Here is a 19,471-nt window from a genome sequence, read left to right as displayed (position 1 = left end):
TGCACACTTTTTAAGGTGAATATCATTTGTAACTTGATTACATTGTAAACTATTTTCCAGAGAAAAACGTGATTGTGAAAATTTTAAGATAAATAAAGTTATACCAGGATATCCAAGAAATAGAAAAAAGCTATCTTATGATAAGAAAGATAGCTGAATATTTTGTATATTTAGTTTATTTATCGTGTGACAGTTCGTGGCTGTTCAAGTGTGACAATTTTTTTATATTTAACTTGGTATAAAATGTAACAAATAATCATAAATGGAATGCCGCAATAAAGAGCAATTCTTTGATCTGGAATGAAAGCCAAACTAACAAATGTAATGAAATTGAGCGAGAACGCTACGATTGGAACGAGTGGATAGAGCGGTGTACGATATTTTAAATCATTTATGTCGCCACCATTTTTCACGAAATTTCTACGGAAGAAAAACTGTGAAGCGGCGATTGACATCCAAACTACAACGGCAGCCATTGCTGCAATAGATGTTAAAACTAGAAAGACAGTATCTGCCGCAAATACACTTGTTAGTAAGGACAGGCTAGCGAAAATTAGGCTGAAAATTAATGCATTTAGCGGTACACCTTTTTTAGTTAATTTCGTAAATGCTGGACTTGCCATTCCTTGTTTTGCCATCGCCCACAGCATACGAGAATTTGCGTATAGACCAGAGTTAGCAACGGATAATACAGCTGTAATAATAACAAAGTTCATAATGTCTGCTGCATATGGGACACCGGCTACATCAAATACAAGTACAAAGGGACTTTCGACTAGATTAGCCTCTTGCCATGGGAGTAAACCTACAACAACTGATATCGCTAAGACGAAGAAGAAGAGAGTTCGCCAAATTGTGTTTTTAATTGCTTTTGGAATTGTTTTTTCAGGATTTTCACTTTCGCCTGAAGCGATTCCAATTAATTCTGTTCCTTGGAAGGAGTAATTTACTGTAATCATCGTAAGAAGAACAGCTAATGCACCATTTGGAAATAGCCCGCCATTTTCAGTGAAATTATGAAGCATTGGAGCTGGCTTTCCATTAAAGTCTAGTAGACCGAACATAACAGCGCCGCCAAGTACGATGAAAATAACAATTGTTGCGACTTTTACACTTGCGAACCAAAACTCTGCTTCTGCATATGCTTTTGCTGATAAAGCGTTTACGAGGAAGAGTGCCGCTGCAAATGTAACGCACCAAATCCATGAAGAAACGTCTGGAAACCAGCGTTTCATTAAAATACTTACAGTTGTTAACTCTACGCCAACTGTAACAGCCCAATTTAACCAATACATCCAACCGACAACAAATCCAAAACCAGGTGAAATGAATTTGCTTGCATAACTTTGGAATGAACCTGCTTCTGGCATAGCAACGGATAATTCACCAAGACATAACATCGTTAAATACATAACAAATCCACCGACTAAAAATGCAAGAATAGCACCACCAGGTCCGGCATTATGGACAATTTGACCAGATCCCATAAATAGCCCGGTTCCGATAACACCGCCGAGTGCAATCATAAATAGGTGTCTACTTTTCATTGTTCGTTTTAAATCTGTTTGTTCAATTTGTTGATTCATATGCCCTCACCCCGTATTTTCTTGAATGTGTGAACTTCGTTTTATTCTGAGTTTTTAATCATTAGTGGGGGATGCAACACACACTCGGTTTATTTGCTATGAAATGAATGGAGTATGTAAAAAAACGAACTATGACTAAATACTCTAAGAATGTTTGTTAACATGGTGATATCTTCACTATGTTAACAATTTTGATTTTAGCAAAATATTCTGGAAATGTATATTTATTTTTCTTTTTATTAAAAATAATTAGAATTTTTATAATTCATTCTATGAGCGATAATTCACATGATCTTTCTAGCAAACTAGTAAGAAGAAGGGTACAATGATAAGAGTTGTGTCTGTAAAATAATAATTAATGGAGTTTTGTTTATAATGAAAAAGTTAAAATATCTTTTTGTTTTTGGGATTATAATTGCTGCTGCGTTTTTTATAGGGAAAGATAAAATCATGCAAAAGGCGCAAGTTCTACGCCTAGAATTTCTATCTGAAATGAAAGAAGCAGCTATGATTGAAGATGTTCCGTTTATTAAACAATTACCAGAATTACCTCGAGGATGTGAAGTGACAAGTTTAGCTATGTTGCTGCAATATAAAGGTGTACAAGTAGATAAGATGCAACTTGCTAGCGAAATTCATCGTGTTCCATTTGAACAAAATGGTTTGCGTGGAAATCCTTACGAGGGATTTGTGGGAAATATTTATACAAAGGCAGAGCCTGGATATGGTGTGTACAATAAACCAATCTTTGATTTAGCAGAAAAATATGTTCCTGAAAAAGTAATTAATTTAACAGGTAGAGACATGCAAGATATATATAAAGTAATTAGTTCAGGCTCTCCGGTATGGGTCATTATTAATACGACGTTTAAGCCGCTAGCTGAAAGTAGTTTTGAAACATGGAATACGAGTTCAGGCGAAGTGAAAATTACATATTATGAGCATAGTGCAGTAGTAATTGGATATGATCAAAACTTTGTATATGTAAATGATCCTCTTAAAAATAATCCACGTTTGGCTGTTCCGCGAGCAGAATTTGAGAAAGCTTGGGAGCAAATGGGAAAACAAGCAATTACTATTTTATAATAATGAAAAAGTCATCTTTTGGATGGCTTTTTCTTTTTAGTTTATCATCACTGAAAATTCAGAACATTCTTTTAAAAGTTAACAATTCACGTTATAATAACATTTAACTTGGTGAAGAAGGGGAGAAGAGAAATGGATGTTGCAAAGGAACTTGTTTTGTTAAAAAATCAGTTAGTTGAGTGGAGAAGGCATTTTCATAAGTATCCAGAGTTATCTTTTCAAGAAGAAAAAACATCGCAGTTTGTGTTCGATATACTTCGGAAATTTCCATGTTTAGAAGTGTCACGACCGACTAAATATAGTGTGATGGCAAAGTTAGTAGGTAAACATCCGGGCAAAACAGTTGCGATTCGCGCCGATATGGATGCTCTTCCTATTCATGAAGAAAATGAGTTTGATTTTATTTCTACATATAAAGGTGTAATGCATGCATGTGGTCATGATGGACATATAGCGATATTACTTGGGGTTGTATATAAGTTAGTAGAAGAAAGAGAGAAGATTAAAGGGGAGATTCGTTTTCTATTCCAACATGCTGAAGAGAATTTTCCTGGTGGTGCAGAGGAGATGGTTGCTGCAGGTGTAATGGAAGGTGTGGATTATATTATTGGTGCTCACCTTTGGGCGTCGTTAGAGGTTGGGAAAATAGGTGTTATTTATGGTCCTGCAATGGCTGCACCGGATGTTTTTAAAATTAAGATAGAGGGAAAAGGTGGACATGCTGGAATCCCTCATGAAACGGTGGATAGTATTGCAATCGGAACACAAGTCGTTTCGCAACTTCAGCAAATTGTATCTCGCCTCACGAATCCATTAGATTCTCTCGTAATATCTGTTACGCAATTTCATGCGGGGACAACTCATAATGTAATACCAGAGCAAGCCGAGATTGAAGGGACAGTGAGAAGTTTAAGACATGAATTACGAGGTGAAACAGAGAAGAAGATTGAGCGGATTGTGAAGCATATTACGGAATCTTACGGAGCGAAATATACATTTTCATATGAATATGGGTATCGACCAGTTGTAAATGACTATGAAGCTACAGAGCTTATTGAACAAACGGCCTTACAACTTTATGGAAGGGATAGAGTTGTTCGTTTACAGCCGACGATGGCTGGAGAAGATTTTTCAGCGTTTTTACAAAAGGCACCGGGGACATTCTTTTTTATCGGAGCGGGAAATAAAGAGAAAGGTATTATATATCCTCACCATCACCCTCGTTTTACGATTGACGAAGATGCATTACCGATTGGAGTGGAAGTCTTTGTATCAGCCATTATGAAATTTATAAGTAAAGGAGAATGAGATGAAGAAAATACACATTCTAGCGCTTATCCCAGTTCTTTGTTTAGTAGTTGGGCCAATATTTGCGAATTCAGTTACTCCTTACGTATTAGGGATGCCATTTTTATTATTTTGGGTATTATTATCAGTGTTTATTACATCTTTTTGTATGGGGCTTGTGTACGTGTTTGATCCTGCTAATAAGGAGGATGTAAAATGACTGCATTACTTATCATTATTTTATTTTTGTTTCTCGCACTATTTTTAGGGATTCGGGCACAACATGGAAAAGATATGAATTTAGAGCAATGGTCAGTTGGGGGAAGAGGGTTTGGCACTATTTTTGTTTTTCTCCTTATGGCAGGTGAAATTTATACGACGTTTACATTTTTGGGAGGAAGTGGCTGGGCGTATAGTAAAGGAGCACCTACCTTTTATATTTTAGGCTATGGCGCTTTAGCTTATCTTTTATCGTATTTTTTATTGCCACCGATTTGGAAGTATGCGAAAGAGCATAACCTTGTTTCACAGTCGGATTTTTTTGCGAAGAAATATAGAAGTAAAGCGCTTGGGATTATTGTTTCAATTGTTGGTGTTGTTTCCATCATCCCATATCTTGTTTTACAGTTAAAAGGACTGGGAATTATCGTTTCAGAAGCTTCTTACGGAAGGGTGTCACCTGTTGTTGCGGTTTGGATTGGTGCTATTGTTATAACTATATATGTAATGGTTTCAGGTATACATGGTTCGGCTTGGACGGCCGCTTTGAAGGATATTATGATACTGTTTATCGTTATGTTTTTAGGTATATATTTACCGTATCATTATTATGGAGGATTTCAGCCGATGTTTGAGGCTGTAGAGGCAGCGAAACCGGGATTTTTATCTTTACCTGAAGAAGGAATGAGTATTTCTTGGTTTGTTTCTACTATTATATTAACGGCCCTCGGTTTCTATATGTGGCCTCATACATTTGCTTCTGCTTTTTCTGCAAAAAATGAAAAAGTATTTCGTAAAAATGCAGCAATTATGCCATTGTATTCTTTAGTTTTACTTTTCGTATTTTTTGCAGGATTTGCTGCTATATTACAGGTTCCGGGATTAAAAGGAGGGGATGTAGACCTTTCATTGTTCAGACTTGCTCTTCAAACGTTTGACCCTTGGTTTATTGGAATTATTGGTAGTGCGGGAGTATTAACGGCATTGGTTCCGGGTTCGATGCTTGTTATGGCGGCTTCTACATTGTTAGCGAAAAATATTTATCGAACGATAGTTCCAGCTGCTTCAGATAGACAAGTTGCTAAGATGGCAAAATTATTTGTGCCTGTAGTAACGCTCGTGGCAGTTTTATTTACATTTAAAGGAGGAGAAACGATAGGAGCGCTTCTATTAATGGGATACAGTATCGTTACACAACTTTTCCCTGCACTTGTATGTAGTTTGTTTCCACGTCAAATTATTACGAAGCAAGGAGCTATTGCAGGAATGGGAGTTGGGCTATTAGTGGTCGCATATATTACCTTATCTGGTTCAACTATAGCCACGATGTTTCCGAGTTTCCCGCAGTATATAAAAGATTTGAATGTAGGTATAGTCGCATTGCTAATTAATATAATTGTGATGTTTGGAGTCAGTGGATTTACAAAAGGTGTATTTATAAAGAAAAACACTATAATAGTGGAAAAGTAATTCGTTTATCCCGCATTAACAAGCAGTAAGACCCCCACCTCAAAATTCAGCGGAAGCAAAGAAGTTAGGTGGGGGCCCTGCTGCCTGTAAAAGCCCGATTGGTGAGGGTTGATTAAAGTTTTACTTTATTAGAGCTATCTTTGAAAAGAGATAGCTCTTTTTTGTATATATTTTCTTCAATTAGCGGAATCTAACTAAAAACTTGTTGAAAAGGAAGTTAGGTGGGGAAATTGTTAGAGCTTGAAGGTAACTTATTTGAAGTTATGAAAGAAATTAGGGATGAGTTAGGTTCACCTAATGATTTAACAATTAGAGAAGTTGCTCTTGCTGGGAGTTTTACACGTTGTGCGGTTGTATTTTTATGTGGGTTAACAGACAAGGATAATGTTTATAAATATGTAGTTCGTACTCTTCAATATGAAGAAGTGCAAAATGAAGCGGCTGTCGTTCAGACGTTATTGGATCGTTTTATTTCTATTGCGGAAGTGGGTAAGAAGACAACATTTCCGGATATTATAAATGCGATTTTAGCGGGAGATACAGTTATATTAATTGATAATATTCAAACCGCTATCATTATTAATAGTAGGGCTTGGGAGAAGCGAAGTTTAGAACCACCAGTGACAGAAGATTTAATACGTGGACCGAGAGTTGGATTAAATGAAGATATTAATGTGAATAAAATGTTAATCCGACGCAGCTTACGCGATCCAAAGTTGAGGTTCCAATCTTATATTATGGGGAAGCGATCGCAGAAAGAAGTAACCCTAGTATATATAGAAGATATTATTAATCCTCACATTGTAAAAGAGTTAGATCGCCGTCTTCAATCAATAGTGACAGATGTCGTTTTGGAAACAGGTACGATTGAACAATTAATTCAGGATAATAATTTATCCCCATTTCCACAGTTTTTGAATACAGAGAGGCCTGATAATATTATAGCCTCATTAGCGAAAGGGAAGGCGGCCATTTTAGTAGACGGATCCCCGTTTGCTCTTATTGCACCACTTGTGTTTGTTGATATTTTTCAATCTGTAGAAGATCATTACGAGCGCTGGGTGATTGGAACGTTATTAAGATTTTTACGTATGGGTTCAGGCATAATTGCGGTTTTGTTACCAGCTATGTATGTAGCACTTGTATCTTATCATCAAGGACTTATTCCTTCTAAACTGGCTTATTCAATTGCAGGTGCGAGGGAAGGTGTTCCGTTCCCAGCATATATTGAAACGTTAATGATGGCCTTGACTATGGAATTAATACGAGAAGCTGGAATCCGATTGCCCAAACCAATGGGACAAACGATAGGGATTGTAGGAGGTCTTGTAATTGGAGAAGCTGCGGTAAATGCAGGGATTGTAAATCCGTTTTTAGTTATTATTATTGCAGTTACTGCGATTGCTACGTTCTCGCTTCCTGTATATAGTATTACGATTACGTTCCGGATTTTACTTTTCGTCTTTGTATTAGCTGCAACTGCTTTTGGGTTGTATGGAATCATTCTAGCTCTGATTGCACTTGCTGTTCATATTACAAATTTAACAAGTGTTGGTATACCGTATACAACTCCAATTGCTCCTGCATTTTATAAAGATTGGAAAGAAGAATTTATTCGCATACCAAAAGCGATGTTGAAAGATAGACCGGAGTACTTACAAACAAAAGATTCTACAATACGTCCAAAGGAGCGAAAATAATTGAAACCATTTGAGTATGGCGATGAAGAGATTGGATCTCGGGAAATTGGGTTTGCGGTATCATCGACCATTATTGGTATAGGGGCATTGTCTATGCCAAGAGATATTGCTAACCAAACTTTATTTTCGGACGGTTGGATTATTTTGCTTTTGGGTGGATTGATCTGTGCAGTTTTAGGTTGGTTTGTGACGAGAGTGGCTATCTTATTTCCGAAACAAAATTTTGTTCAATATACGAGTGCGCATTTGACGAAGCCTGTTGCATACACAATTAGTAGCATTTTAGTATTAACGTTCGCTGCTTTGACAGCATATGAATCGCGAATGATTTCAGTTATTTCTCAAACGTATTTATTTAGTGATACACCAATACAACTACTGTCTTTCTTCTTTTTATTAGTTGTTATTTATGGAATAGCAGGATCAAGAGCAGCCTTATTAAGGTTAAATGTTTTATTCTTACCTATTGTTTTAATTGCGATAGTACTTCTTTCTTTATTAAATATAAATTTAATGGAAATAAATAATTTACTACCAGCTTTTCAAACGAAAGTAAGTCAATATGCTGTTGGAGTTAAAAATTCTATTTTTACGTTTATTGGATTTGAAGTAGCTTTATTTTATGCGGTGTTGCTGAATGATAAGACAGCGAAAAAAGCGCCAATGGCAGTCGCGAAAGCGGTGATGGTAAACGTGCTGTCATACATTTTAATTTATGTAACTTGTATTAGTGTTTTTACGTATATGACAACACGTGGATTGACATATCCAACAATTGAATTAGGGAAAGAAATTGAAATTGGTGGAGGATTTTTAGAAAGGTTTGATGCGATTTTTTTTACGACTTGGATTATTACTATTTATAACACTACAGCAATGTATTATGACGTTGCATCTTTATTGTTTTGTGCTATGTTTCCGAAAGTGAAGAAACAAATTTTTATTTTCATAAGTGCCCCTATTATTTTTATGGTGAATATGATACCTAGTAGTTTGAATGCTTTATCAAGTTATGGGACTTATTTAGCTTGGATAGATATGGGGTTTGTTGTGTTAGCACCTTTGCTCGTTTTAATTGTATATAAAATAAAAAGAAGGAATGGTGGAAATGAAACACCTTCTTAAAATTATAATGGTTATGGCTTTAACTGGATTTATGAGTGGGTGTTCTGAGTTAGAAGAGATAGAAGAAAGAGGATTTGTAGTAGGAGCGGCTTACGATATTGTGAAGGAGAAGAAAGCGAATCCAATTATGAAAGGGACCTATCAGATGGTACTCCCCAGTAAATTGTCTCAACAGGGTGGACAAGGGGGTGGGGATAGCGAAAATTATATTAATGTTAGTGCAAAAGCAGATAGTGTATTTGAACAAATAAGAATAATCGCCAAAAAAATTAGTCGTACATTATTTTTCCCTCATATACAGGTGATTATTTTCTCTGAAGAATTACTTTCACATCCATACATTTTACAAAATACGTTAGATGTATATATTCGCGATCATGAGATGAGAAGAAATATTCGTTTGTTCGTTTCTAATAAAAATGCCGAAGCTATTTTAAAACAAAGTGCCAAGCCTGAAAATTTACCGGCGCAGTATATTGATATGTTAGCTGAACACCCTCCGAAAAATGCCCAAATGATTGAGGCTGCAAGAATTGGTGAGGTGCAGGAAAAGATGATCTCTAACCGAAGTTTTGTATTACCTATTCTGGAACTAACAAAACAAGGAGTACAAATGAACGGTGCAGCATTGTTTCGTGGAAAGGATAATAAGTGTGTAGGCAATTTGAGTGGGGAAGAAACAGTAGGGATGAATTATATAATAGGTAAAAAAATTGGAGGTTTTTTTACCATCCGTAAAAAGAATCAACTTATTACATATGAAATTCATAAGTTACGTCGAAAAATTAAAGTATCCACAACGAATGCTACAAAACCAAAGTTTGATATTCATTTATCTCTGGAAGGCACATTGGCTGAGTTGCATTTTAGTGATCATAAAAAGGTTTTGAATGAAAAGCGTTTAGAGAAGGATATATCGGAAGAAATGGAGAAGCGTATTCAAAAATCAATTAAACTTGTTCAAAAAAAATATAAGGTAGATGTACTAGAGTTAGGGGAAGTGTATAAGCGACATAATTATAAAGAGTGGAAAAAGGTAAGTAAGAATTGGGATCAAGGCGAAAATTACTTTAGTAATGCTGAAATTACTGTTCATGTTCATCCAACAATTGAACATTCAGGTTCAGCTTTACCGAAAAGAGTGAAATAAGGTGATGAAAGTTGTTTACTGGATTAGGAATTAGTTGCACGATATTAATGGCAGTTCTTCCAGGAACTATATATTTTATTCATAAAAAACTCACAACGTATGGAGCACAGCCGTGGAATACTGATGTGCAAAAAAAGAAACCTGAATAATTTCAGGTTTCTTTCGTGCAAAGCATATGTGAAGGGGGATACCTTCTATGTATGCTTTGCTTTATACAAGCCCTAACCAATGTACCAATTGTGTAGAGAGGAATGTAACAACAATGGCGATAACGGTAGGGATTGCAAACGATAAGAATGTCCATTTTGCACTTTTTGTTTCTTTGTATATATTAACAAGTGTTGTTCCGCACGGGAAATGAAGAAGTGAGAACAACATTGTGTTTAACGCTGTTAACCAAGTCCAACCATTTTCTAGGAATAGATTTTTAATTTGATTAAAATCATCTATTTCAGTTAAAGCCCCAGTTGATAAGTAAGACATTAATAAAATTGGGATTACAATTTCATTAGCGGGTAGTCCAAGAATGAATGCAGCTAGAATAAACCCGTCAAGTCCTAACATTTTAGCAAATGGATCTAGGAAGTTTACAAAATACATAAGTAAGCTTGTGTCACCGATAAAAATGTTAGCAAGTAACCAAGTTAATACAGCCGCAGGGGCAGCAACAACTATAGCTCGTTTTAAAACATAGATTGATTTATCGAGTGTTGCGCGAACAATTGTATTCCAAACTTTTGGCTTGCGGTACGGAGGTAACTCAAGTGTGTAGTGAGTTGGAACCCCTTTTAAGGCTGTTTTTGATAGTACCCAAGAAACGGTTAATGTCATAATAACACCAATTACAACCATTCCAACTACAACACCAGCAGTAACCAATGTTTGCATACTGCCTGTATAACCAGCAGCCATAAATAGTGAAGCCATTAAAATTAACATAGGCCAGCGACCGTTACAAGGAACGAAGTTGTTCGTTAAAATTGCTAGCATACGTTCACGTGGTGATTCAATGATACGTGTTGACATAATGGCTGCTGCATTACAACCAAATCCCATTGCCATTGTTAAAGATTGTTTCCCGTGTGCGCCGGATCGTTTGAATAAGCGGTCCATATTAAACGCGACACGTGGTAAGTATCCGTAGTTTTCTAATAGCGCGAACATAGGGAAAAAGATTGCCATAGGTGGTAACATAACGCTAATAACAGCACCGATACCACGGAACAAACCAAGTATTAAAATGCCATGTAACCATTCAGGTGCATGCGCTGCTTGGAACCAAGATGTTAAATATCCTTCGGCCCATCCGAAGAATTCGGCAATCATATCAGATGGTACGTTAGCGCCTGCAATTGTAAGATAAAAAATAATAGATAAAATACCGAGCATAATTGGGAATCCCCAGATTGGAGATGTGAAAATTTTATCTAGTTTTTCGGAACGATATAATTTATCAGTATTTGTATATTGGACAGATTCTTTACATATGCTTGCAGATGTTCGGTAAATATCTCCGACTATATCATCTCGTATATCTTCTTTTGAAAGTGTTTGTGCATGTTGAATAATATAGTCTAATGGAAGAGCTTTACTGGCTGAGTGAGATTCCATTAATTACGACCTCCCTTACAAGTGGTTCATTATGGTGTTTTTGAAGTGTAGTTAAGAAATTTTTATCTCCATCTAATATACGTAACGCAATCCAACGTGCTGGATACGTATCACCGAACACTTTATAAATTTGTGGTTCTAATTTCTGAATCATATTTTCGATTTTTTCGCTGTAAGTAATTTTAATTGGTGTTGGAATTAGTTTTTTATTTGCTACTCTTGCAATAACATTTAGCAAATGACCAATACCTACTCGGTTACGTGCTGAAATTTTAACGACAGGTACACCAAGTGATTTTGCTAATTTCTTTTCATCGATAACAATCCCTTTTTTCTCGGCTTCATCAATTAAATTAATGCAAATGACTACATTATTTGTCATCTCCATCACCTGGAGTGCTAAATTTAAATTTCTTTCCATAGCAGTTGCGTCTATAACAACTACAGTTACTTCTGGTTTTTCAAATATAATATAATCCCTCGCTACTTCTTCGTCTGCGGAATTTGAGTATAGTGAGTAAGTTCCCGGTAAATCTATTAATGTATAATTACTTCCGTTATGTTCATATTCTCCTTCAGCTTTTAAAACAGTTTTTCCCGTCCAGTTTCCAGTATGTTGTTTTAAGCCTGTTAAAGTATTAAATAATGTACTTTTCCCTGTATTCGGGTTACCAGCTAAAGCGATACGATGTTTGCTCATCTGAAATCATCTCCTATTAATACCCCGAAAATAAGGGAGCTTTCTTCTTTACGCAGTGCAATAGTTGTGTTGCTCACTTGATAAGCGACCGGATCTCCAAGTGGACTGCGTTGCAATACTTTAATCGTCGCCCCTGGGATAAATCCCAAATCTAATAAGCGTCGTTTCATAGTTCCTTCTAATTGTATCTTCTCAATTTGTACAAACTCTCCTATTTTAAATTCGGAAAGTGGTTTTATATTAGCCGATACCATAAAAGTTACCTCATCTCTATATTTTTAGTTTGAGTTTAAAAAGTTTCCTTAGGTAAACTTTTTGTTAGTAATATAGTAGACTACATTGGATGATGCTGTCAATTGGTACTTTAAAAATATTCATTTAATTTTAGAATTGTTCCAATTTATTTAGTTGTACTAAAAAATATTACTGAAATTCTTTTTTATGTGCATCAATTAGGCATGTAAAAGTTACAAAATACAGCGTAATTGTAAATTTAACTTTAATTAAAAGGGAAAAAGAGAGAAAAACATTTACATTGGATTTACATTGTTAAGAATAAATTTACATTACAGCTTAAATGGTGTGGATTTTGTTGGGTTCTTTAACTATAAATGTTGGGATTCCTAGTTTTTAAGGATTATTATCGTCATTTACTTAAAATTAAAAATTGCTTAACACTTACATAATATTATTGTCCTACAATGAATTTGTGTTCGAAAGAAGTAGACAAATGTGAAAAGTGATAATCCAAATGGGGGTACAAGACATGGTTATGAAAAAGGGTATTAAATTTTCTTTAGCAGCTTTAGTGGTAGCGGGTTCATTAGTGGGATGTGGAAAAGCAGAAGAGACATCAGGTAAAGATGCTAAAGGAAACGATAATGCAAAACAAGAATTGTCAGGTACGATAGCAGCTGCAGGCTCTACAGCACTTCAACCTCTTGCAGAGGAAGCCGGAAAGAAATTTATGGAGAAAAATTCAAACGTTTCTATTCAAGTGCAAGGTGGCGGTAGTGGAACTGGAATTAACCAAGTAGCTTCTGGTGCAGTCCAAATTGGTAACTCAGATGTTCCATCTGCAGATAAAATAAAAGATGCTAATAAGGCGAAAGAATTAGTAGATAACAAGGTAGCGGGTATTGCATTCGCACTTGTCGTAAATAAAGATGTAAAAGTTGATAACTTAACAGTACAACAAGTACAAGATATCTTCACTGGAAAAGTAACAAACTGGAAAGAAGTAGGCGGGAAAGATGAAAAAATCAACGTAATTAATCGTCCAGCTTCTTCTGGTACACGTGCTACATTTGAAAAAACAATTATGAAAGACGCGAAAATCAATGATGGAACTGGTACTACACAAGATTCTAACGGTGCAGTAGAACAAGCAATTAACTCTACTCCAGGTTCAGTAAGTTATTTAGCGATGTCTTACATGGTCGGCGAGAAAAAAGGTGCGCTACAAACAGTAAAAATTGATGGTGCTGAACCGAAAGTTGAAAACATTGCGTCTGGCAAATATCCATTTTGGTCTTACGAGTACATGGTAACAAAAGGTGAGGCAAAAGAAGCAACAAAAGCTTACATTGACTATGTAAAAGGTAAAGATTTTGAAAAGCAAGTAGAAGATATGGGTTATATTCCAATGTCTAAATTAAATAAGTAATAAAATTTATGGGGCTGGCTGCAAGGCCAGTCCTGTTCATTTCAATTTATGAAGTGGGGTCTGTCCTGTGATGAAGGGGAAAAAACAAATTAATTACGTAAAAAGTGAATATATAGGAAGATCACTTGTTACGTTTTGTGGTATTTTTATTGTTTTAATTACATTAGCTATTATTGCGTTTATTTGTGGTAAAGGTATTCAATCTTTTACACAAAGTGGTATCTCATTTACTGAGATGTTAACATCGACAAAATGGAATCCAAATGCTGATCAAGGATCCTTCGGGGCTTTAATTTTCATTGTAGGTTCAACGGTGGTTTCGTTAGGTGCGGTCATTATTAGTGCGCCAATTGCTATAGCTCTTGCTATATTCATGAATTTAATTTCGCCAAAGTTTGGAAATAAAGTATTGAAGCCTGTTTTAGAATTATTAGTTGGTATTCCCTCGGTTGTATACGGATTATTAGGGGTTACGATTTTAGTGCCACTATTACGTGATTCGTTTGGGGGAGTGGGCTTTAGTTTAATTGCGGGTATTGTTGTATTAAGTATTATGATTTTGCCAACTATTGCTAGTATAGCTTCTGATGCAATACGTTCTGTTCCATTTGATTATTTAGAAGCTTCTTATGGTCTAGGGTCAACGAAATGGCAAGCGATTAGCCGAGTAATTGTTCCTGCTGCCAAGAAAGGGATTTTAACAGGTGTTGTTTTAGGTTTAGCGCGTGCTTTTGGCGAAGCGCTAGCGGTTCAAATGGTAATCGGGAATACGATTAAATTACCAGAAGGAATATACAGTCCGACAGCGACGTTAACTGGTATTTTAACAATGGACATGACAAATACATTAAACGGAACTGCTTGGAACAATGCGCTATGGACTTTAGCAATGATTTTACTTGTTATTTCATTCCTGTTTATTTTAGTAATTCGAGCGATTGGGCAAAGAGGTGAGCGATAATAATGAATGCAAGAACGGTAAATAAAGTTTGGACAGGTATCTTTTATACGATTGCAGCTTTAGTTGTAGCTTTGCTAGTGTTCTTAGTGTTTGAGATTTTACAAAAGGGATGGGGTTTTTGGGATCCTAATTTCTTGTTTGGAGAACCAAGCAATACAAGAGCTGGTGGTGGGATTGGTCCGCAGTTATTCAATTCCTTCTATATGCTTGTTATAACGCTTATTATATCTATTCCTCTTGGATTAGGTGCTGGAATATATTTAGCAGAGTATGCAAAGCAAGGACGTTTTTTAAACTTTGTTCGTTTATGTATCGAGACAATGGCATCTTTACCTTCTATTGTTGTTGGTTTATTCGGTTTGTTAGTGTTTGTTACAATGACTGGTTGGGGATATACAGTAATGGGTGGTGCCCTTGCTTTAACTATTTTAAACTTACCGGGCTTAACGCGTGTTTGTGAAAATGCGATTTCAGAAGTTCCTTCTAATGTGAAAGAGGCAAGTCTTGGGCTAGGTGCAACGAAGTGGCAAACGATCACTCGTATTATTATTCCGTCGTCATTACCACAAATCATTACAGGTGTTATTTTAGCTGCGGGTCGTATATTTGGTGAAGCAGCGGCATTAATTTATACAGCGGGTTTAACATCTCCGATTTTAAATTCAGCAGCGGACTTCTCAAGTCCTGCTCATCCTTTAAATCCATTTAGACCAGCTGAAACGTTAGCGGTTCACATTTGGAAGTTAAATTCTGAAGGAATTATCCCGGATGCGAAGTTAATTGCGACAAAATCTGCAGCTGTATTAATTATTATGGTATTACTATTCAATGTTATTTCACGCTTAGTAGCATCTATATTACACAAGCGCTTTACAGGAACGAAAAGAAAAAGTAAAACGACGAAAAAGGTAAAAGCGGCATAAATTATAAAGAAGAACTCTCTACTTATAAATAGGGGGTTCTTTTGTATTTTAATTATAGAAGGAAAGGGCGTAACGATTGTTGAATTTGTGATTAATTATATAGACGAACAGATGTAATTTAGATTGTGGATTCTAGTGAATCTCTAGAACGGTATGCGGAAAAAATGATGGATTATATGAGTAGGTAGAGAAAAAGGGTTATCTTCATTCGTGAAGATAACCCTTTTCTTTTAAATATCAGGTGTTTCTGTAGAAGTGCTTATTTTTCTACGGGAGCGTCTTTTTCTCCCGATTTTATCTAATAGTTCATACATAACTGGAACAACTACTAATGTAAGAAGAGTTGAGACTGCCAAACCACCGATGACAACGACGGCTAAACTTTTTGATACCATACTCCCTGCTTGGGATTGGCCAAATAGAAGTGGGAGCATAGCAACGATTGTTGTAATAGCTGTCATAATAATTGGGCGTAGTCTAGTAGAACCTGCTTCAAGTAAGGCTTCTCTTGTTTCCGTTCCGTGTTCCCGATTTTGTTGGACTCTTTCTATTAATACAATAGCGTTTGTAACAACAATCCCGATTAACATTAATGCGCCGATTAAGGAATTTATATCAACAGGTGTTCCTGAAATGATTAATCCTAAAATACCGCCGACAGCAGCTAACGGTAAAGAGAATAGGATTGCAAAAGGAGCACGTGCTTGCCCGAAGGTGATAACCATAATTAAATATACAATCCCTATTGCAATCCCCATAATTTTGAATAAATCTGTAAAATTCTCTTGCATAGATTCAGTAGCTCCTGCGATATTTACTTTTGCACCACTAGGTAAATCTAAGTCAGTTATCGCTTTATTTACTGCTGTGTTTACTTTACTCAAATCTTCATTTGAAGCTTCGGCTGTAATTTGGATTGTTTCTTTTCCGTCTTTATGGAAAATTTCTGTTTGCGTTTGTTTTTCTGAAATAGTTGCGATGTCTTTTAAAGGTATTGGGCCATTAATAGGTGATAGTATGTTTGTATTTAAAATATCTTCTTGTTTATTAATGTTTTCTTTTTTGTGTTCTATCATAATAGTAGTTTTTTCATTATTAATTGTAATTTCGCCAATAGGTGATTTCTTCATAAGGAATGCTACTTGTTGCGCAGCTATTTCTGGTGTTAAACCTAGTTGTTCAGCCTTTGTTTGATCAATATGAATTTGCCATTCTTTCTTAGAGTCTTCTAAATTTGTTTTTACTTTAGAAAGATCATCCATGCTTTTTAGTTTTGTTTCAACGATAGTAGCCGCCTCTTTTAAATCCGCTTCGTTAGTAGCTGTTACGTTAAATTGTAAGTTATTGCCGCCGCCAGAGCTTGAATAACTTGTTTTTATATAATCAAGTTCAGCAGGCTCAAAAGTTTTATTTTCCTTTTTTAACTCTTTAATATATTGATCAATATCAGAACCTTTTTTAAAGACTACGAATATACTAGCGAGGTTATTTTTAGTTGTTTGCCCCCATTGTGCATCTTCTGCGCTAGATCCCATTCGTAAAATAACGTCTGTTATATCCGAATTAGAAAGTAATTTCTTTTCAAAATCAAATGCTTTTTGTTTTTGAGATTCAGCATTATAATCGGCTGGAAATGTCATGTTAATAGATAACATTGTGTCGTCTTCAGATTTTATGTTTGCTTTCGGTAGTAATATATAGGCCGCAATTGATCCTGCAAATAATAAAAATGAAGTAAGTAGAATAATGAATTTATGAGAAAGAGCCCACTTTAATGTAGCGACATATCGTGATGAAGAACTTGGCTTTCGATGCTTTGTTTTTTTGAGTAGTAAAAAAGCCATAAGTGGAACAACTGTTAGTGCAACGATTAAGGATGATAGTATAGAATATACAACTGCTAATACCATAGGTAACATTAATTTTCCGATTGCTCCTGATACGAGGCCGATAGGTAAAAAAACAGCGACCGTTGTTAAAGTAGAAGAAGTAATTGCGACTGCGACTTCTTTCGTTGCATCGAGAATGATATCTTTAGAGAAAGAATCTTTTTGTAAACGGCGGAAAATATTCTCGATGACAACGATACTATCATCGACGAGACGCCCAACCGCAACAGCTAAACCACCGAGGGTTAAAATGTTAAGCGTAATGTTAGATTGATGTAGTAAAAAGAGTGTTAATAAAATAGATAATGGAATACTGACAACAGCGATGAGTGTTGTTCGGAAGTTACGTAAAAAGATTAAGATAATTAGAGTTGCAGCGATTGCTCCAAGTATTACTTCTTTTCCCATGCTAGTAACAGCATTTTCAACTTGTTCATGGGTTGAAGCCAAAAGTTTAATAGAAAATTGATCTTTATATTCCTTATCTATCTCTTTAACTTTTTTATCAATCTCTTTTCCAATGGCAACTGCATTTTTACTCGGTTCTTTCATGATGATTAATCCTGTGCCTTCTTCTCCGTTTATATGTGAAATTGTATCGTAGTGTTGTTTAATTTCAATTTGAGCAATGTCTTGCAATTTCACTTGGGGTGCCACAGTGATGTTTTTAATGTCATTTACATTTTTTATGTCCCCAATGACGCGGAGGTTGTATTCTTCCTGATTAACAGTAATTGCCCCAGCTGGAGTAGAAGTTTCTTTTCCTTGTAAAACAGTTAGTACCTGCTGTGATGTTACGTTTTTGTTTTTTAATTGGTTCGGATCAAGTACGATAGATAATTCAGAGGTGGATTTTCCGAAAAACATAACGTTGGCAACACCATCAATGTTTTCGAGTTGTGGTACGATTTCTTTTTCAATTTGTTTTTCATCTGCTTTTGAAAAACCGTTTTGTTTCTGGATAGTAATTTGAGCGAGTGGAATCATAGAAGTGTTTAATTGACTAACTACGGGCTTGGTTACATCTTTAGGTAATTTAATTGTATTGACGGCTTTTTCGACTTCGCGTGCTGCATCTTTCATGTTTGCTTTTGATGTATACGTAATGTCGATACGTGATAATCCCTCGTATGTAGAAGAAGTAATGGTGTCGACGTGTTCTAAATTGCGAAATTGTTTTTCGAGAGGATCAGTTACATCCTTTGTCATCGTTTCAGCGTCGAGTCCTTGAGATAAGGTTGTGACGGTAATTGCCGGATTGTCGATACTTGGTAAAAATTCCATAGGTAATTTAGAGCCGGAATAAACACCGAGTATGGAAATGAGAAAGATCATGATGATAATGGCAGCTCGGTTTTTTAATGAAAACTTTGTTAACCTATCCATAAAATAATTCCTCCATTGGTTTATTTATAGTTGAGTGCGTCCTTTCTTACTATATAACAAAAAATGGATATTTTTCATTAATTAAATGTAAAAAAATTCTAACAATGCCCTTAAGTTTATATTAGGATTGGAATGTTGTTAATTTGTAGGGGGGAATTTTCGAATGAGAAGGAAGGGGATAATGCGCGCGAGTGGCTGTTTAATGTAGATGGGATTTTTTCTTACGGCTAATTTGTATAGTTATTTTATAGAAGGATAATTATTATAAACCTTAATATAGAAGAGAATGAAAATTTGGGAAGGTATTGTGAAATTCAATTTAGTTGAATGAAGTGTAGTAATATACAATCAGAATAACTATTTTTAGTAGAGAGGATAATAGTTATTTCTATAGAAGAAAGTAGGGTAGATAATTTTTTTATATTTTTATAAAAAAACACTTGTTATTTAAAAATTGTGATGGTATATTAATAAACGTCGCTGATGCGGAAACGCAGAAAACGACAAAAAAGAAATTTTAAAACTTAGTTGACATCGAAAAATGAAGATGTTAATATGATGAAGTCGCTTCTGAAGTGGCGGACAAGTTCTTTGAAAACTGAACGAAACAAACAACGTGAAACGTCAATTTTTATTTTAGATGCTAGACAAACTAACTTTATTGGAGAGTTTGATCCTGGCTCAGGATGAACGCTGGCGGCGTGCCTAATAC

16 protein-coding genes are annotated in these 19,471 nt (G+C 35.6%); 11 read left to right on the top strand and 5 right to left on the bottom strand.

Annotated elements, in window-relative coordinates:
* Positions 1-179: 179 nt before the first annotated feature.
* Complete coding sequence (locus GBN78_RS17070) at positions 180-1,586, bottom strand: amino acid permease (protein WP_001075750.1); 1,407 nt, start codon at positions 1,584-1,586, stop codon at positions 180-182.
* 375 nt (positions 1,587-1,961) lie between these two features.
* Here GBN78_RS17070 and GBN78_RS17065 point away from each other — a divergent pair, with 375 nt between their 5' ends.
* The 8 genes from GBN78_RS17065 (at position 1,962) to GBN78_RS30230 (ending at position 9,772) form a co-directional block, all read left to right on the top strand.
* Entirely contained in the window at positions 1,962-2,672 is a 711-nt protein-coding gene (locus GBN78_RS17065) for a C39 family peptidase (RefSeq protein ID WP_000734482.1), read from the top strand.
* A 132-nt stretch (positions 2,673-2,804) separates the two neighbouring features.
* Entirely contained in the window at positions 2,805-3,980 is a 1,176-nt protein-coding gene (locus tag GBN78_RS17060) for an amidohydrolase (RefSeq protein ID WP_000382089.1), read from the top strand.
* 1 nt (position 3,981) lies between these two features.
* Entirely contained in the window at positions 3,982-4,179 is a 198-nt protein-coding gene (locus GBN78_RS17055) for a DUF3311 domain-containing protein (protein WP_000719833.1), read from the top strand.
* Positions 4,176-5,648, top strand: a complete 1,473-nt coding sequence (locus GBN78_RS17050) for a sodium:solute symporter family protein (protein WP_000125933.1) — start codon at positions 4,176-4,178, stop codon at positions 5,646-5,648. The genes GBN78_RS17055 and GBN78_RS17050 overlap by 4 nt, the downstream gene beginning before the upstream one ends.
* Before the next feature lie 221 nt (positions 5,649-5,869).
* The gene (gene gerLA / locus GBN78_RS17045) at positions 5,870-7,348 is read left to right on the top strand and encodes a spore germination protein GerLA (RefSeq protein ID WP_002004436.1); all 1,479 of its coding nucleotides are present in this window, start codon (positions 5,870-5,872) and stop codon (positions 7,346-7,348) included.
* Positions 7,349-8,473 (top strand): spore germination protein GerLB, encoded by a 1,125-nt coding sequence (gerLB, locus tag GBN78_RS17040; RefSeq protein WP_000802007.1) that lies wholly within the window; start codon positions 7,349-7,351, stop codon positions 8,471-8,473.
* Entirely contained in the window at positions 8,457-9,623 is a 1,167-nt protein-coding gene (gene gerLC / locus GBN78_RS17035; RefSeq protein WP_000681631.1) for a spore germination protein GerLC, read from the top strand. Before gerLB ends, gerLC begins: the two co-directional genes overlap by 17 nt.
* Before the next feature lie 11 nt (positions 9,624-9,634).
* Positions 9,635-9,772, top strand: coding sequence for a hypothetical protein (locus GBN78_RS30230; protein ID WP_000493997.1), 138 nt, complete (start codon positions 9,635-9,637; stop codon positions 9,770-9,772).
* 61 nt (positions 9,773-9,833) lie between these two features.
* Here GBN78_RS30230 and GBN78_RS17030 read toward each other — a convergent pair whose 3' ends face one another.
* Genes GBN78_RS17030 through GBN78_RS17020 form a run of 3 tightly spaced genes read right to left on the bottom strand, consistent with a single transcriptional unit; the run spans position 9,834 to position 12,188 of the window.
* Positions 9,834-11,234, bottom strand: coding sequence for a nucleoside recognition domain-containing protein (locus tag GBN78_RS17030; protein WP_152127557.1), 1,401 nt, complete (start codon positions 11,232-11,234; stop codon positions 9,834-9,836).
* Positions 11,212-11,934 carry a FeoB small GTPase domain-containing protein gene (locus tag GBN78_RS17025; protein WP_000033870.1) on the bottom strand — a complete coding sequence of 241 codons (723 nt, stop codon included), beginning with the start codon at positions 11,932-11,934 and terminating at the stop codon, positions 11,212-11,214. The genes GBN78_RS17030 and GBN78_RS17025 overlap by 23 nt, the downstream gene beginning before the upstream one ends.
* Positions 11,931-12,188 carry a FeoA family protein gene (locus GBN78_RS17020; RefSeq protein ID WP_000252982.1) on the bottom strand — a complete coding sequence of 86 codons (258 nt, stop codon included), beginning with the start codon at positions 12,186-12,188 and terminating at the stop codon, positions 11,931-11,933. The genes GBN78_RS17025 and GBN78_RS17020 overlap by 4 nt, the downstream gene beginning before the upstream one ends.
* A gap of 512 nt (positions 12,189-12,700) precedes the next feature.
* On the opposite strand from GBN78_RS17020, the gene GBN78_RS17015 reads away from it, so the two are divergent.
* The 3 genes from GBN78_RS17015 (at position 12,701) to pstA (ending at position 15,484) form a co-directional block, all read left to right on the top strand.
* On the top strand, positions 12,701-13,600 hold the full coding sequence (locus tag GBN78_RS17015) for a phosphate ABC transporter substrate-binding protein PstS (protein ID WP_000245116.1): 900 nt from the start codon (positions 12,701-12,703) through the stop codon (positions 13,598-13,600).
* Between the two features lie 70 nt (positions 13,601-13,670).
* Positions 13,671-14,561: a phosphate ABC transporter permease subunit PstC gene (pstC, locus tag GBN78_RS17010; RefSeq protein ID WP_000676676.1), complete on the top strand. Its 891-nt coding sequence runs from the start codon at positions 13,671-13,673 to the stop codon at positions 14,559-14,561.
* A 2-nt stretch (positions 14,562-14,563) separates the two neighbouring features.
* Entirely contained in the window at positions 14,564-15,484 is a 921-nt protein-coding gene (pstA, locus tag GBN78_RS17005) for a phosphate ABC transporter permease PstA (RefSeq protein ID WP_000994155.1), read from the top strand.
* A gap of 230 nt (positions 15,485-15,714) precedes the next feature.
* On the opposite strand, the gene GBN78_RS17000 is transcribed toward pstA, so the two are convergent.
* Positions 15,715-18,759 (bottom strand): efflux RND transporter permease subunit, encoded by a 3,045-nt coding sequence (locus GBN78_RS17000; RefSeq protein WP_152127556.1) that lies wholly within the window; start codon positions 18,757-18,759, stop codon positions 15,715-15,717.
* Positions 18,760-19,471 lie beyond the last annotated feature (712 nt).

Source organism: Bacillus sp. B2-WWTP-C-10-Post-4 (assembly GCF_009183805.1).
Classification (GTDB): Bacteria; Bacillota; Bacilli; order Bacillales; family Bacillaceae_G; genus Bacillus_A; species Bacillus_A cereus.
The sequence above is the reverse complement of the archived record's forward strand: the minus strand, read 5'-3'. Positions and strand labels throughout refer to the sequence as shown.

Bases quoted from the DNA above. Each gene is read 5' to 3' on its own strand.
- GBN78_RS17020 (WP_000252982.1), bottom strand. From the start codon at position 12,188: ATGGTATCGGCTAATATAAAACCACTTTCCGAATTTAAAATAGGAGAG.
- GBN78_RS17015 (WP_000245116.1), top strand. From the start codon at position 12,701: ATGGTTATGAAAAAGGGTATTAAATTTTCTTTAGCAGCTTTAGTGGTA.
- gerLC (WP_000681631.1), top strand. From the start codon at position 8,457: ATGAAACACCTTCTTAAAATTATAATGGTTATGGCTTTAACTGGATTT.
- GBN78_RS17000 (WP_152127556.1), bottom strand. From the start codon at position 18,759: ATGGATAGGTTAACAAAGTTTTCATTAAAAAACCGAGCTGCCATTATC.
- GBN78_RS17050 (WP_000125933.1), top strand. From the start codon at position 4,176: ATGACTGCATTACTTATCATTATTTTATTTTTGTTTCTCGCACTATTT.
- pstC (WP_000676676.1), top strand. From the start codon at position 13,671: ATGAAGGGGAAAAAACAAATTAATTACGTAAAAAGTGAATATATAGGA.
- GBN78_RS17060 (WP_000382089.1), top strand. From the start codon at position 2,805: ATGGATGTTGCAAAGGAACTTGTTTTGTTAAAAAATCAGTTAGTTGAG.
- pstA (WP_000994155.1), top strand. From the start codon at position 14,564: ATGAATGCAAGAACGGTAAATAAAGTTTGGACAGGTATCTTTTATACG.
- GBN78_RS17065 (WP_000734482.1), top strand. From the start codon at position 1,962: ATGAAAAAGTTAAAATATCTTTTTGTTTTTGGGATTATAATTGCTGCT.
- GBN78_RS17025 (WP_000033870.1), bottom strand. From the start codon at position 11,934: ATGAGCAAACATCGTATCGCTTTAGCTGGTAACCCGAATACAGGGAAA.
- GBN78_RS17070 (WP_001075750.1), bottom strand. From the start codon at position 1,586: ATGAATCAACAAATTGAACAAACAGATTTAAAACGAACAATGAAAAGT.
- GBN78_RS17055 (WP_000719833.1), top strand. From the start codon at position 3,982: ATGAAGAAAATACACATTCTAGCGCTTATCCCAGTTCTTTGTTTAGTA.
- GBN78_RS17030 (WP_152127557.1), bottom strand. From the start codon at position 11,234: ATGGAATCTCACTCAGCCAGTAAAGCTCTTCCATTAGACTATATTATT.